The organism is Neobacillus niacini (genome assembly GCF_023715785.1).
Lineage (GTDB): Bacteria > Bacillota > Bacilli > Bacillales > Cytobacillaceae > Neobacillus > Neobacillus niacini_E.
The window spans coordinates 22561-37896 of the sequence record NZ_JAMBOX010000005.1; the positions used below are offsets into that span (position 1 = coordinate 22561).

At 42.7% G+C, this 15336-nt stretch carries 16 protein-coding genes; 6 read left to right on the forward strand and 10 right to left on the reverse strand.

The window, feature by feature from the left end:
* Window position 1: 1 nt before the first annotated feature.
* On the reverse strand, window positions 2-535 hold the full coding sequence (locus tag M3234_RS11165; protein ID WP_262304802.1) for a histidine phosphatase family protein: 534 nt from the start codon (window positions 533-535) through the stop codon (window positions 2-4).
* Entirely contained in the window at window positions 520-1287 is a 768-nt protein-coding gene (locus tag M3234_RS11170; RefSeq protein ID WP_262304803.1) for a phosphosulfolactate synthase, read from the reverse strand. Before M3234_RS11170 ends, M3234_RS11165 begins: the two co-directional genes overlap by 16 nt.
* Before the next feature lie 161 nt (window positions 1288-1448).
* Here M3234_RS11170 and M3234_RS11175 point away from each other — a divergent pair, with 161 nt between their 5' ends.
* From M3234_RS11175 to M3234_RS11185, 3 genes are all read left to right on the forward strand, one after another.
* A complete protein-coding gene (locus tag M3234_RS11175) occupies window positions 1449-2702 on the forward strand; it encodes an MFS transporter (RefSeq protein ID WP_262305007.1) in 1254 nt (417 codons plus the stop codon).
* A 14-nt stretch (window positions 2703-2716) separates the two neighbouring features.
* On the forward strand, window positions 2717-3001 hold the full coding sequence (locus M3234_RS11180; protein WP_262304804.1) for a hypothetical protein: 285 nt from the start codon (window positions 2717-2719) through the stop codon (window positions 2999-3001).
* A gap of 124 nt (window positions 3002-3125) precedes the next feature.
* Window positions 3126-3890, forward strand: coding sequence for a sulfite exporter TauE/SafE family protein (locus M3234_RS11185; protein ID WP_262304805.1), 765 nt, complete (start codon window positions 3126-3128; stop codon window positions 3888-3890).
* Between the two features lie 109 nt (window positions 3891-3999).
* Here the strand turns inward: M3234_RS11185 and M3234_RS11190 are convergent, their stop codons facing one another.
* From M3234_RS11190 to M3234_RS11205, 4 genes are read right to left on the reverse strand one after another with little or no spacing between them, the layout of a single operon-like run.
* Window positions 4000-5100 carry a GerAB/ArcD/ProY family transporter gene (locus M3234_RS11190; RefSeq protein WP_262304806.1) on the reverse strand — a complete coding sequence of 367 codons (1101 nt, stop codon included), beginning with the start codon at window positions 5098-5100 and terminating at the stop codon, window positions 4000-4002.
* The gene (locus M3234_RS11195) at window positions 5097-5321 is read right to left on the reverse strand and encodes a hypothetical protein (RefSeq protein ID WP_262304807.1); all 225 of its coding nucleotides are present in this window, start codon (window positions 5319-5321) and stop codon (window positions 5097-5099) included. Before M3234_RS11195 ends, M3234_RS11190 begins: the two co-directional genes overlap by 4 nt.
* A gap of 4 nt (window positions 5322-5325) precedes the next feature.
* Window positions 5326-6483, reverse strand: coding sequence for a Ger(x)C family spore germination protein (locus M3234_RS11200; RefSeq protein ID WP_262304808.1), 1158 nt, complete (start codon window positions 6481-6483; stop codon window positions 5326-5328).
* Complete coding sequence (locus M3234_RS11205) at window positions 6480-8039, reverse strand: spore germination protein (protein ID WP_262304809.1); 1560 nt, start codon at window positions 8037-8039, stop codon at window positions 6480-6482. Before M3234_RS11205 ends, M3234_RS11200 begins: the two co-directional genes overlap by 4 nt.
* Window positions 8040-8418: 379 nt before the next feature.
* Here M3234_RS11205 and M3234_RS11210 point away from each other — a divergent pair, with 379 nt between their 5' ends.
* Window positions 8419-8694, forward strand: a complete 276-nt coding sequence (locus M3234_RS11210; protein ID WP_262304810.1) for a YqhV family protein — start codon at window positions 8419-8421, stop codon at window positions 8692-8694.
* Between the two features lie 66 nt (window positions 8695-8760).
* Here the strand turns inward: M3234_RS11210 and M3234_RS11215 are convergent, their stop codons facing one another.
* Window positions 8761-9237 (reverse strand): hypothetical protein, encoded by a 477-nt coding sequence (locus M3234_RS11215; RefSeq protein ID WP_262304811.1) that lies wholly within the window; start codon window positions 9235-9237, stop codon window positions 8761-8763.
* A 296-nt stretch (window positions 9238-9533) separates the two neighbouring features.
* On the opposite strand from M3234_RS11215, the gene M3234_RS11220 reads away from it, so the two are divergent.
* Entirely contained in the window at window positions 9534-10901 is a 1368-nt protein-coding gene (locus tag M3234_RS11220) for an arsenic transporter (RefSeq protein ID WP_262304812.1), read from the forward strand.
* Between the two features lie 26 nt (window positions 10902-10927).
* A complete protein-coding gene (locus tag M3234_RS11225; protein ID WP_262304813.1) occupies window positions 10928-11599 on the forward strand; it encodes a DUF2642 domain-containing protein in 672 nt (223 codons plus the stop codon).
* 186 nt (window positions 11600-11785) lie between these two features.
* Here the strand turns inward: M3234_RS11225 and M3234_RS11230 are convergent, their stop codons facing one another.
* The 3 genes from M3234_RS11230 to M3234_RS11240 form a co-directional block, all read right to left on the reverse strand.
* Window positions 11786-12994: an MFS transporter gene (locus M3234_RS11230; RefSeq protein ID WP_262304814.1), complete on the reverse strand. Its 1209-nt coding sequence runs from the start codon at window positions 12992-12994 to the stop codon at window positions 11786-11788.
* Window positions 12995-13189: 195 nt separating this feature from the next.
* Window positions 13190-13909: a LutC/YkgG family protein gene (locus M3234_RS11235; protein WP_262304815.1), complete on the reverse strand. Its 720-nt coding sequence runs from the start codon at window positions 13907-13909 to the stop codon at window positions 13190-13192.
* A gap of 1 nt (window position 13910) precedes the next feature.
* The gene (locus M3234_RS11240) at window positions 13911-15335 is read right to left on the reverse strand and encodes a LutB/LldF family L-lactate oxidation iron-sulfur protein (protein WP_262304816.1); all 1425 of its coding nucleotides are present in this window, start codon (window positions 15333-15335) and stop codon (window positions 13911-13913) included.
* Window position 15336: the final 1 nt, after the last annotated feature.

A 15336-nucleotide genomic window follows, 5' to 3' on the forward strand; every position in this document is an offset into this window, starting at 1 on the left:
CTCACTCCCCCAATTTCAATGTGACTATAGAATTATTTTCCAGCACCATTTTGTTCATCCGGTTTATATGACCGTATTTATAGTATGAAATCAGCGCCCGAATCCAGGAGCCGTGACCAAATACTAAAATATTTTGATAGTATCGATACTTTTTTAAAAATTGGACGATTCGTTCTTCGAAATCAATAAGACTTTCGCCAAGAACCAAGTCCAATGGATTATCGATCCATTCCTCCCCATACGCTTCAACCAATTTCCCTTTGGGATACCCTTCAAGCGGCCCAAAATCCAATTCATCCAGCAATCCTTCTGTTTCAGCGTCGAAGCCGTATGCTTCAGCGGTTTGATGCGTCCGTTTTAAGCTACTTGCGAGAACCACATCAAATGGAGCGAGCTCATTCAATAAGCAGCGATTCTCTTCGATACCACGAATAAACTCATCAGTAATCGGAGAAATTTCGATATCCCGCTTCCCTTGAAGTTTCCGCTTTTTATTCCAATTGGTCGGCAAATGGCGGATTAAGGTAATTTGCATGTCTGGTCCTCCAAATAAAACGTTTCACTTCTAAGGCCACAGCGCTGGGCTTCCAGCATTAAAACATCGGTTAACTTGACATTGCCCAAATTAACATTTGGTCCCAATTCCCGAATAAAATACATTTGATGCTTTGGTGTTGGTGCTTCAAAAATGATTTTGTTTTGGTCCAAATCCTTTACAAGCTCGCGAATTAAGTCTGATTTGACCGAGCCACAACTTTCATATATCCCGGCAGTTCCTGAATCTCTTCCTTCGGTGATGACATATTCGCATCCGGCATCGAGCAGCTGCTTCATTTCTTCTCGCCACTGTGAAAGTGACATTTCTTTTTCTGTATCCTTTGATCCCACCTCGGCAATGACATGAAAGTCATCTTTTAACATCGTAATCATTTCTAGTCGTGTCGCCAGCGGGATATCGAGTGTGCCGTTTGAAACCTCGACCCATTCAATTCCCAGATTTTTCAAATAGTCAATATATTCTGGGATTTTGTTTTGATAGTAGCATTTTTCAAATAAGGTGCCTCCACAATAGGGCTTAATCTGATAATCCTTATATAAATCCACTTTTCTCTTTAAGTTTGGCGTAACATACGCAGAGCCAATACCGATTTTGGCAATATCAATGATGTGGCTGTAATCTGCCAATATATTCCCTAATTCTCCCATTGGCGTTCCAAAATCAGCTATTGAGGTCAAGCCGTACGTTCGGTTTCCTTGTGTGCGGACAGGAAGGGTTAAAAAATCCATAGGCAATGTTCCTCCTCCTTTTTTTCTAGGATAGAGTATTCAAAAAATGGGTGAATGTGTAAATTATAGGTCAATTCATTAGAAATTAGGCATTCGCCTTGAATAAACTTCAGGCCCCTTTCACACACTAAAATAGCTTATTCTAACGATAGGGGTGCACTCTGTTGCCAAAGCAAAAACATAAAGGGATGACCATTACTGCCATTGGTTCCATCCCGCTCATATTAGTGTTGGGTAATTCGATGTTAATACCGATTCTGCCGAAAATGAAAACGGAGCTTGGTATTTCTCAGTTTCAAGTAAGCTTGGTCATTTCGGTCTTTTCTATAGCAGCAGCGATATCAATCCCGGTACTGGGCTATTTTTCTGACCGTTTTACACGGAAGGCAGTCATCATTCCGGCGCTGATCCTTTATGGTAGCGGCGGGCTATTAGCCGGGGCTGCCGCTGCCTGGTTCGACAATTCCTATACCTGGATTCTTGCCGGGAGGATTGCCCAGGGAATTGGCGCTGCGGGAACGGCCCCCATTGCCATGGCATTGACAGGCGATTTATTTAAAGGTGGAGAGCAGAGTAAAGTTCTGGGCTTGGTGGAAGCATCGAATGGGTTTGGCAAGGTCATCAGCCCAATTATTGGTTCATTGTTCGCCCTTTTGTTCTGGTATGCGGCATTCTTTGCATTTCCAATATTTTGCCTGTTTTCCATACTGTTAACCATCTTTTTTATCAAGGAAAAGAAAGCGAAAAAAGAGCCGCCTCCTATTGGAAAATATGTTAAAGGGCTGGTATCCGTCTTTAAAACAGAAGGGCGCTGGCTATTAGCCGCTTATTTAACCGGTGCTGTCTGTTTATTCACCCTATTTGGGATTTTGTTTTACATTTCCGATATTCTCGAAAAAGATCATGGAATTGATGGGGTCCTAAAGGGGGCCATACTGGCAATCCCACTGTTGTTTATGACTACGACCTCCTACATTACGGGAAGTAAAATCGGAAAAAGAATGAAACTGATGAAAACCTTGATTATTTTGGGATTGCTACTAATGACGACATCCTTTGCATCGTTAATTTTCTTTAAAAAACTGGTGCCGTTTTTCTCTGTGCTTGTCGTCAGCAGTATTGGGACTGGCCTCGTCCTGCCATGTATTAACAGCTTTATCACAGGCTCTGTTCCTACAGACAGAAGAGGGTTTGTGACATCTTTGTATGGTTCTGTCCGCTTTTTGGGAGTCGCCATCGGACCGCCAATCTTTAGTAAATTGATGGATTGGTCGCGGCCAGGCATGTTCCTAACGACGGCCGGGTTAACCTTGTTTTGCGCCCTGCTTTGTATGGTACTGATTCATGTTGCGAAAAAAGAACCATCTAAAGAAAAAGAAACCGATACATTATTTGAAAAATTGCAGTTTAGCTAAAGGAGTGGAATGGATTGCAAATATATTTTTCGCCTGAAGTAATTACACCCGAATATCAGGTACTAAATGTGGTGGATTCCGCTAATAAAGCCGTTGGGAACGTTGCCTTTTTATTTGATGAAAAAAAGCTGTTTGTGTATGGGATTTTGGAGGAGGAAGGTGTAGGCGAGGATTTCAAGGACTTGGTCACCCCCTATATCAAAGGTATGACCAAAGCAAAACCAGGTCTCGATGTTTTCTCCTGCCTGTATGTCGGCTGTAAAAAAATCAAGCTAAATGAGAAAGAAGAGGAGAAATAACCGAATATTTCACAAAATGAGGGCTTGTGCCCTCATTTTTTTTTAGAAATGGGCTGACAAGGCATTTAACTACTTCATATTTTATTGATGAAATGTAGTCTAGAGATATTGGAGTGTGTGCCTAATGAGTATTGGCATCATTGTCATGGGGCTGTTGATTGGCTTTATGGTCGGGTTGACTGGAGTGGGCGGGGCAGCCCTTTTAACACCTATCCTGATTTTATTGGGAATCAGCCCATCTATTGCTGTCGGAACAGACCTGTTTTATAACTCAATTACCAAATTGTTCGGCTCGATTCAGCATTGGCGGCAAAAAACGATTGATTTTAGGCTGGTAAAATATCTGGCCATTGGTAGTATCCCAAGTGCACTTATAGCCGTAGGGATGCTCCACCTATTTGATTCTTTTTTTCATAACCAGGAGCAGATCATCAAGCATGCATTAGGATACGTTCTCATCCTTGTTGCCATTGCCACCCTCGTAAAGACCTTTATGAAAAAAAGGCTGGAATGGAATCGCCTGCAATTAAAGCCACTTCATGAAAAAAAGGCGCTTACCATCATGATTGGGGCGATCCTTGGTTTTATCGTTGGCTTAACCTCAATTGGCTCCGGTTCCTTATTTGCTTTGGCAATGCTGTATCTTTACAGGATGAGTCCTTCCCAACTTGTCGGCACCGATATTGCCCATGCCTTTCTATTGGTCACCGCTGCCGGATTAATGCATGCCGGTATCGGCAATGTCGATTACTTATTAATGATGAATCTTCTTATGGGTTCCATCCCGGGTGTCCTGATCGGCAGTACCTTTTCTTCAAAGTTACCAGCTAAACCTCTAAGAGCCGTGATGGCGATTATGATTCTGTTTAGCGGATTGAAATTAATTTAGCCCCCTGCTTTGGAAACTGTGACTATCCCAGTCCCGTTCTAACCATAACAAGAAAACACGGTGGAAAACCGTGTTTTTTCTTGTACTAGGGAATGAAGCAATCCTGTAATCACATTGAATTTAACGACTTCTCGTGATGTTTACTAGCACTTCTCCTGACAAAGAGAAACAATAAGATCAGAAGAACTTCCAACCCGAGGCCCAGTGAAGCCCATGAATAGAAAGAAAAATGAGTATGCTCCATGCTATTTTTAAATAACAACAGCGATAGGTATCCAAAAATGAAAGCAATCGGGAACAAAAATTTATTAGTATTTGATTTATAGAAAAAACCAAGGCAATAATTAATCGCATAAAGCATGTAGGCCAATTTTGTTACCATGCAAGGGATCCATACCGACACTAATACTAAATCAAGTCTGTCCAAAAAATCAGTGATATTAATTTGTTGGATTAGAATGTACGTTGGATACGTGGTTTCCATAACAATATTTGTACCTAAAACGATGATTTCCATGAATAGGACAATGAAAACTAGCAGAAAACCTAGCGCCGTCCCACTAATGACTGCCTTTCTCGCTTGCTTAAGAGGATTCACACTCGCAATGATAATCAAGAATAGAATCATCTCTCCCAGCCATGAAGATATAAAATAGGCAGATTTTATTATATCCATTATATTGGAAATGCTGGGAAGCGGTTTTAAATTTCCAGGCTGCCACTCATTCAATAATAGCAAGGGCAATGATAATACGGTTATCACTAGAATAAAAAAATGGATGCTATTGATCCTTGATATGACCTCCAAACCAGCCATACTGATGTAAATAATAATGAAAATGGTCAGAATCATTAAAATATCCAACGGTGTACTCGGCAACAGCACGGAAGCAATAAAATCCAACAAGGCTCGCAGGTCCGCCAAAAAGGCAATCGACACAAAGAGAAAGAAGACGAGGATAAAGACTTTCTCCATCCCCCTGCTTTTCTTTCCAATCGCAAACAGATCCTTAACATGATCGATATTTCTTCTTTTCCCAATAAGCACATAGACAACCAGCCAGAAGACAGGAAACAAAATAATCGGAACGAGCCAAGAATTCTGGCCGCTAACATGAACAATGATTTGCGGCAGGCTAATGACGAAAGCCGAGAAGATAAAATTGGCGACCAATAAAATTAATTGAAGATTGGATATTCTCTGGGTCATATATTCACAACCATTCTTGAAAGTCTGCCAAATGTATGATTCATAAATGAGGTCACACCGTGCAGGGAGATATTGAGTCCGGCCACGATGGAGAACCCTAGTGCCGCGGCGACCAATAGATACATCCATTTTCGCTCTTTTTTTCCGATGATTTTGGCTTTCCATGAAATCAATATATAAATGAAAAGTGACAGCCAAATCAAAACTATACTTTGGTGCATTTTGTCATCCCTTCTCGACCTTTCCTGAGTTCATCCTTCTCTGAATATCACCATCAACGTTAACCTTAACCTTCAATTGCGGCAAGAGCCGTTCCCAATCCTTCTTCCATTCCTTCTCCCATCTCTGGTATCGGTTTTTATATAAATGCCAGCCAAAACCATAAAAATCGATCCCTTCCGAAAGGGAATGCCTTAGAATTTGATTCACATTTGTTTCTATTTCCTTTTCCATTTTTCGAATAATCATATAATATGTCTTCGGATCCTCTATTCTTAAGTTCGGCTCATTTTCAAGCATGGTGCCGGTCGCACGGATCTTTAATTCAAACACCGGCTTTCCTGCTTCCATGCTCAAATCCGTTTTGACATGATTATCAATAATTTGCAGGGTAATTTCCTTATTTTCCATCGTGGAGAAGGTGAAGGATTTCTTTTTCATTTTTCCTAGAAGCCAAAGAATCCCTTGCGTTTCCTTTTCGTTCGTAAAAAACGAAAGTTTATCTTGTTTCAGTACTGCAAATTGTCTCATGACGACCTCCTTGCCCTTATCATCTTCTTTAAGGGTGCCAGTTGTATCGATAACGGGGACAATTGGGTCTTTTCCTGGCCGCTGCAAATCCTGAAGCACATCCATTACAGTCCTGTTTGAACTGGCCTTGGCCATTTCTCTGATTGCCTCAGCCGAAAATTGTTCCATTCTGGGCTGTGATTCGAGCAATTTCACGGCGTCTCCTTTTGATATCGCAAGATAGGTAGACAATCGGGACTGCGGCTGCATGAAAACCGCACGAACTACTTCTAAAATTCCATCCTTCGCCAGATCCTCACCAATAATAATTACCCGGCGATGGGCAAAATACAGCTTTCTCGATAATCTAATTTGGATATCTTCCATTCCTTCCCGGATGTTTCTTCCCGTCCCTTGGGTTATTAAGGTAGGTCCTTCCCCACTCGTTCCACCACCACCGCCGCTAGACCCGGCACCGCCCAAGGAGCTAGGAAGAGGAATTTGAACAGAAAATCGGACTTTGTTCTTTTCCCCTTTATCGACTCCGGATGCAACCACATAGGCATTATCGTTAATTTCGGTCCGGTCCCAACAACCGGTCAACAAAACGGAGAAACAGGGGAGGATCAGCAGGAAACGTATTTTTCTCATCATGAACTCCCTTCCTCTCCAACTTTTGGAGGTGATGGCATGAGGTTATCTGCTTGTCTTGTCCTATCTTCCTTAACCAATTGACTTGGTCTCCGATCCATCGCCCACCATGGCACTCTTACAAGTACATCTTTTAATGACTTAAATGAGATAGGGGCGACAGGCCAAAAGTACGGAATACCGAAGGAACGCAATTTACAAAGATGGGTTAACACAAGGAGGGTGCCTAATACTACACCAAATAATCCAAACATTCCGCCCAATATCATTAACGGAAATCGAAGCATCCTTATCGACATCGACATGTTGTATCGCGGGATGGTAAACGAGGCTATTCCTGTAATCGAAACGATGATAACGGTCGGTGCCGATACGATCCCAGCCTCAACGGCTGCCGACCCAATGACGAGCGCTCCCAATATCCCAACGGCCTGCCCGACAACCTGCGGCAGTCGCACTCCCGCTTCCCGCAATGCCTCAAATGAAATTTCCATAATCAAAGCCTCAAAGAACATCGGGAACGGAATGGCCTCCCTGCTTGCTGCGATACTAAACAGCAAAGAAGTGGGAATCATTTCCTGGTGAAACGTTGTGACTGCCACGTAAATTCCGGGCAATGTCATGGCGATGAATAAGAAAAACACCCTGAGCAGCCTTAAAAAGGTGTAAATATGAAAACGGCTGTAATAATCCTCGTTTGACTGAAAAAATTGCCAAAAGGTCGCCGGAATTATCAGCACAAATGGCGTCCCGTCTACGATAATGGCAACTCTTCCTTCAAGCAGATTGGCAGCGACCGTATCTGGCCGCTCCGTATTTTGTACTTGCGGGAACGTGCTCCAAGGGCTGTCCTCGATAAACTCCTCAATATAGCCGCTTTCCAGAATCCCGTCAATTTTGATTCGATCAAGCCGGGATAACACTTCCTCCAACAGTTCGGGCTGTGCCAATCCCTCGACATAAAGAATCGCAATCCCTGTTTTGGTTTCTTCGCCAATATCTTTGGATAAGATTTTTAACCGGTTTGAGCGAATTTTGTGGCGGACTAAGGCTGTATTGGGACGCAATGCTTCTGTAAACCCTTCCCTTGGGCCCCGGATAACCGATTCTGTTGTCGGCTCTGACACGCCCCTGCGGTTCCCGCCTTTTGCATCAAAGATAATTGCCTTGGTAACACCGTCAACTAACAGAACCGTATTTCCTTTTAGAACATTGCTGACAACCTCATCCAATTTGGGGGTTTCATCAACTGAACTAATCGAAACAACTCTTTCTTTTATAATGTCAGCCGTAATCCGCTCGCTTTCCAGGTCTTCGATTAGCTGGCGTATTCCGTGCATCTCAATCGAGGAAGAATCAATAAAGCCATCCACAAACAATAAATATGCTTTGACCCTTCCTGCTAGAATCGGCCGGAAGACGATGTCGGAACAGTCCTTGAACAGGTCTTCCAATATTTCAATGTTGTCTGCTATATCCTTCTGAATCTCTTTATTCGTTTCATCACTTTCCACAGCTTTTTGTTTTTGCGCAAAGCTGGTCCTTTTAAATTTTTTCATTCGTCAAACCCCAAGTTTTATTTTTTCTTGCTGAGGAATCCTCCGCCATCATTACCTTTTTTTACTTTAACCCGCAAATAGAAAATTATGCCTTTTGGAAGGAGTTTGTTCGATAGTCAAAACTTTTCATAAAACTTGTCCTGCGATTGGGGAAGCCATCATATAATGTGACAGAACCATTACTAGGGTAAAGGGGCGGAGCGCCGCATAAACAAATTACTTTAGACAAGTTGAGTGGAAAAAATATGCTTTTTCAGAAATGGAATAGGATAAGCCTAGCTCTGCTCACACCGCCTTATTGGCAATGTGTAGAGGTCTGAAAAAGTTTCCATAGTGAATGTAGACTATCCACAAAACAAAGCTTGGACGGAGGGTACATATGTTTATTTTCATTGAAAAAGTGGTATTGGGAATGGCCCTATTAAGAATACTATCCGGCAGCATCGAAATCTTTGCCGCGTTTTTGATGCTTAAATTTAATTCGGTTGAAAAAGCTCTCATTGTAAATAGTTCATTGGCACTGGTAGGGCCGATTATCCTTATTCTGACAACGACAATCGGAGTTCTGGGGCTTGTCGGGGGAAATATCTCGGTCGTTAAAATTTTGTGGATCTTCCTCGGGGTAAGCTGCATTTTAATTGGGGTAAGATGGTAGACAAAAAAAGCAAAAATGCTAGTTGCACTAGCATTTTTGCTTTTTGTTTACGGCGTCTCTTTAAAACTAACCCCGTCTAAACCCTTCCTCAACCAGAAACACTTCTGCTTCCTCATATGTCGCAAAGGATTCCTCCAGGTTTAAGCCGAAATAGATATTCCAAAAATCGTCTTCATTAATCAACAAAAGAACTTGATTATCTTTATTCACCCACCGCTCCTCTTGGTTGTCCCCAACAATAGCGGCTTCCTCCACTGGTTTTTCCTCAGCAGACAAGCTTTGAATGGATTCCCCGATTACCTTTTTTAGCTCCTCAGCTGAATAGTCCCGGATGTTGACCATCCCCTTTTCATCCGTCTGATAGCCCTGCAAACGGCCAGCATAAACAAACCCATTTCCATTGGGATGCAAATGGTATACGACATTTTTCTTTTCATAGACACTTTCATTAAATTGGAAATTCACCCGGCCGAGTGACACATTTACTCGTTCAAGCTCCGGAAAAGATTCAATGATAGCCAGTTTTTCTTCAAAAGTCAGCATAGTAGCCTCCAGATTTTATTTTCCTACCTATTTTATCACAAAAATAATCCGGGCAACCGTGCAGTTCAAGGTACACTGGTCATTTGCCATGGACTAGCCTTTTAGACTCCAGTGGAATTTAGGGGAAAAAGGGTACAAACCTAGTGCCTGTCTAATCCAAAATTCATATAGATATTGTACAACCTGACAAGAGGGATAGATGGAATGGGGGGACATAAGCGGAATCAATGTCATATGGAGGCAATGCCGATACAGGAAAACACCCTGAATTTACAACTAGATGAAAGGAGATTTATATGATTCATTTAACCGTTTGGATCACCATTATTACCTTTTTGGTTACGCTCGGATTCATATTGTGGAGGCCACGAAATATAAATGAAGCCATTCCGGCCGCAATCGGCGCGGTCATTGTCGTCCTTATTGGAAGTGTCTCATTCTCAGACTTAGGGATTATTACCGAGACCATAAGCGGTGCGGCCATCACCATTATGGCAACGATCGTCATGGCGATTGTGCTAGAAAGCTTCGGTTTCTTTAACTGGATGGCGGAGAAACTCGCTGAAAAAGCAAAGGGATCAGGAGTACGTTTATTCTGGTACGTGAATCTATTATGTTTTCTGATGACGCTTTTCTTTAATAACGATGGAAGTATCTTAATCACAACCCCCATACTCGTGATGTTATTAAACAACATGGGCTTGAAAAACCATCAAAAAATTCCGTATTTGCTGTCAGGAGCCTTAATTGCCACTGCTTCGAGCGCTCCTATTGGGGTAAGCAACATTGTCAATTTAATCGCCCTCAAAATCGTGCATATGGATTTGTGGCTGCATACGGTAATGATGTTTGTTCCGGCCACATTAGGATTACTGCTACTGACCTGGTTCTTATTCCTACGCTTTAGACGAATCTTGCCGAAAACCGTTCCTACTAATGTTACAGGGCTAACAAGTTCTTCCTACCACCCACTGAAGCCACAAAGTGGTATTCAACATCCTTCGGAGAAAGCTCGTTCAAAATTTATGCGAAATGTTCTGTTATTTGTATTTGCGGTGCGGTGCAGCCTGTTTGTAGCTTCGTTCCTGCACATTCCTGTTTCTCTTATGGCTGTAATTGGCTCGCTCGTTCTTTTAGCCTGGAGATGGGCCTATTTAAAAATATCCCCTGCCGATATGCTAAAAAAAACGCCGTGGTATATTATCGTTTTCGCTTTCTGTATGTATACCATCATTTACGGTCTCAATAACATCGGGTTGACAGACTGGTTAATCACGTTCATGAAGCCGATGGTTTCTGGCAGCCTGCTTAATGCGAGTGTCATGATGGGGACCCTGCTATCTGTCCTCTCCAATATTTTCAATAATCACCCGGCTCTTATGGTTGGAACCCTCACGCTAATGAATATGGACCTAAGTCTACTTGAATTGAAAATTGCCTATTTGGCCAACGTCATCGGCAGCGATATGGGATCATTGCTGCTTCCGATGGGAACCCTTGCGACGCTGATGTGGATGCACATTGTAAGGAAAGGGAAAGTCATGATCAGCTGGTGGGAGTATATAAAAATCACAGTCGTCGTCATACCGCCTGCCACTTTGTTTACCTTAGTCGTTTTATATTATTGGGTTTATTGGCTGTTTGGAAGCACACTTGCACAGTAAGATTATGAGGAAAAAGGAGAATGAAGATGCTTATCGATTTTGTTGAATTAATCGGAAAAAAAATAGAAGTTGAAATTTCGGGAGGCAATTTTCACAGAGGCATTCTGGTAGACAGCGGACTTGACATCATCGTCCTTTTCGACGGTAAGTCAAATTTCTTCTACTATATTCCATTTGTTCATGTTCAAAGATTAAAAGAATCAGTTTCGGAGGAAGAAGATACCTATACTCAACCCTCGGAAAAACCAATTGAATCGGAAACAATCTCATTTCGCAAGGCACTTACCGCTGCAAAAGGATTATTTGTCCAAATCTATGTAACCGGGAATAAAACCATTCATGGCTATTTAACTAGCATTATGAACGACTATTTCGTTTTTCACTCGCCTGTTTATAAAACAATGTTTATCTCAATGAATCATGTTAAATGGCTCATCCCTTATAAGCCAAACACAACACCCTATTCCCTAAGCAATGAAAATCTGCCACTGATGCCGAAATCCACACCGCTTTCCCGTTCCTTCAATGAGCAATTAAAAAAACTTGAAAATAAGTTGGTGATCATTGACGGAGGAAACAATCCGGAAAAAATCGGTTTGCTCCAACAAATCCGAAATAACAAAATAACCCTCATCACAGCTGAAGGGGAAAACGTTTTTTGGAACCTTGAGCATATAAAAACAATTCAACAGCCTTAACATGGAAGGAGAGATGATGAAAATACCCTATCAAAAAGAATAATCCACCCTGCATGCAGACAAGGATGGATCATTCATACAATAGTCAAATTTTTGAACCGTGGTTCCCTGACCACGGTTTTTTCTAATGGACTTCTTAGTGATAAATTATGCAATTCCAAATAAAAAGGTTCTAAACAAAACGAATTATTTGCCCGTTGCGACTTTTCCCTTCATTACACCATTAAAAGCATTGGTTTTCCAATAAGCCAAGCCCATCGCTGCCAAGAGAAGGATTCCGGTTGTGGCAAACACAATTTGAACCGGGAACAGCCCCCCAATCAATCCGCCAAGCATTGGGCCGGCCATTCCGCCGATTTGATTGGCAGTTTGGTTTAAGCTGAAGGCCCGTCCGCGGAAATCGGAAGCCGTTGATTTTACAACCAATCCGTTTATTGCCGGGAAAACCGCACAGAAAAAAGCACCATAAACGAAACGGATAATAGAAAATCCCCATATGCTTCCAAAAACAATCTGCGCGAGAGTGCCAATCCCACCGCCTAACAGTCCAATTACCAAAACACGATGAAAACCGACTTTGTCAGCCCATCTGCCCCAAAACGGCGCGAAGAGTGCACTGGCAATTCCAGGGAGCGAGAATACAATCCCAGCAACCAATGAAGCTTTTTCTACAGATCCTCCCAATTCCACAATATATAAGGGGAGGACTGGTTCGATTGTCATCACTGACCCTGCGGTGATTACTGTTAACAAAAGGACCAACATCAAAGGGCGGTTTCTCCAGGCAATTTTTAAATCATTTTTAACCGAACCGCGCTCCTTGCTCGGTGTGAAATTATCCTCTTTTACCCAAAGGATGATTAAAATGGTCGAAATGAATACAATGACTCCGGCACTGGCAAACGCAAGCCGGTTTCCAACCAAATGGGAAATTGTTCCGCCGAGCAACGGGCCAATAATTCCCCCGGATGCGGACGCAGTGGAGATCATCGACAAAGCATAGCCCACTTTATCATTTGGGGTATTTGTCCCAATCAAAGCAATCGCTCCAGGAATAAATCCGGTCAGCAGCCCCTGGGCAATTCGCAACGCCAATAATTGATAGGGATTGGTGACAAATGCGGTTAATGTATAAATCAAAAATAGAAATATGCCAGCCCGAATGATCATCGGCTTTCGGCCGTACTTATCAGCGATGCTCCCCCAGAACGGAGAAGCGACGGCCCCCGCAAAAAACGCCGCACTAAATAATAAACCAGACCACATTTCTATATGCTCATGAACACCAATTTGCGGCAGAAAAATCGGCAAGAAAGGTATAACCATCGAAAAGCTTGCCGAAGTGAAAAAGACGCCAATCCAAAGCACTATTAAATTCCGTTTCCATACTACCATATCATTCCATCTCCAACTGTCACGCTACCTTAATAGATAAACTCAATACTACCATATTTTTATTATATTTTCATTCTCGAAATATTCGAGTAATGAAATAGATGAAATATAAAAAGAAAGCCAGCCCTATTGCAAAGGCTGGCCATCTCTCCATAACCAGACCACAATATGGTTAAAGTAAGTCTGATTTTACTATCATAGATCATTAATAACAATATAAGACGCCTTTACCGGCCCATGGACACCGACGACTAGATTTAGCTCGATATCAGCAGAATTACTTGGTCCGGTAATAAAGTTGATGCATGAGGCAACATGGCCAGTCTGTTGATAGATCTCCCGCATTTTTTGTGCGGCCTGCGTCATTCTTGGCACCAAGGAGCTTTTTGGAATAAGAGCGATAAAGGTGGATGGTAAAAAACTAACACTTCTCCCTTTATTTTCGTCGCTAAACAGTACTACTGTGCCTGATTCGGCAAGTGTAACCTCACTAATAATGATACCGACATTTGCATTTTCGGCTTTTGTAATGTTTTCTTGGCGTTTGGTGTTGTCCCATTCATAGACTTCGATGCTTTCCTGCGGCCAATCCGAGTTCATTAATCGTTTTAATCCCCATTGAGCGAACCTCTCATCCCTCCATGTAACAATTGGACCACCACCGTAACCCGCGACAACTTCGTTTAGGATAGACGGTAATTCTTTCAGGTTTGTTGTATAAAGAGAAGTATGGATTTTTTTGCACTGTTCTCTCAATACGTCTAATAGATGATCCTGAGTGGCATCTTTTAAAACTTCATCCTGCGGACGGTGTTTCCAAATCGGCGGTTCTTCAGGAGTAGACCTACGCGGACGCCCGAGTCGGCTGGCAATTTGGTTTAAAAACACCTCGCGATTTTGGATTGTGCCCGTCAACTCATTCGCCCTCCTTTTCACGCCTCTTAAACCAGTCTCTAAATCTTTCCTTATTTGGTGCCGGAAACTCGCGAATTTCCGTCCAGGCCTTTAATGGTCCAGGACCTTTGGATATTTTGTCTCCGACTGTAAATGGATTCATCGCAGTTGGCGCAATTTTCGAACCGATTTTATAAAGAACAGGTGATGCCGCTCCCAAGCCAAATGCCTTCATTGCCAGTTTCTCCGAAATCGGGGCTTTTCCTTCTTTTTCAACAATGACTTCTCGATGTTTATGAAGCAAATTATGCAGCGGAATTTTCACCGGACAAACCTCGGTACAGGCCCCACAAAGCGTTGATGCATATGGCAGTTCTTTGTATTCGTCATATCCGCCAAGCAATGGTGAAAGTACCGCTCCAATTGGCCCTGAATAGATGGAGCCGTATGAGTGGCCGCCGACATGGCGGTAGACCGGGCATACATTGACGCATGCGGCACAACGAATGCATTGCAGGACTGATTGGAATTCGCCGCCAAGAATATCGGAACGACCGTTATCAACTATGACAAGATGAAACTCCTCTGGGCCATCTACGTCACGTTCTTCTTTCGGTCCCGTTAAAACCGTAATGTAACTAGTTAATTTTTGGCCGACAGCACTTCTAGTTAAAAGCGAAACCAGAACTTCCATTTCCTCGAAGGTTGGCACAATCCGTTCCATACCCAATACTGTTATTTGCGTTTTTGGGAGTGCCGTGACCAAATCAGCGTTGCCTTCATTCGTAACCAATGTAATTGAGCCGGTTTCAGCAACCGCAAAGTTACAGCCTGTTATGCCGATGTCTGCAGTTAAGTATTTCTGACGGAGCATTTCCCGGGCGTGCCAGGCCAGTTCTTCAGGCTTGGAAGATTTTTCATAGCCAAGTTTTTTTGCAAAAACATCACGGATTTCCTCTTTATTTTTATGAAGCGCAGGTGCCACGATATGCGACGGGGGATCGTGATCATCCACTTGAAGAATGTACTCGCCGAGGTCTGTTTCAATCACCTGGCAGCCTTCTTTCTCCAAAGCATCATTTAAGCTGATTTCTTCCGTAACCATCGACTTCGATTTGACAATCTTCTTTGCGTTTTTCTTTCGGGCGATATCACGAATATACTCCGTTGCTTCTTCCTTCGTTTGGGCAAAAAACACATGCCCACCGCGTTTGGCAACATTTTCACTTAATTGCTCCAAGTAATAATCCAGATTCACGAGTACGTGCTGGCGGATTTCTTCCCCATGGGAACGCCATTCTTCCCAGTTTCCCAGTTCATCGGCGGCAATGCGTCTTTTCAGCCCCATCCCATCCTGGGCCTTGGAAACAGCACCGCGCATAAAGTCGTTATGTATCCCTTTCTCTACACGTTTCTTAAATTGCTCGTTGCCAATTTTCATAGCCATT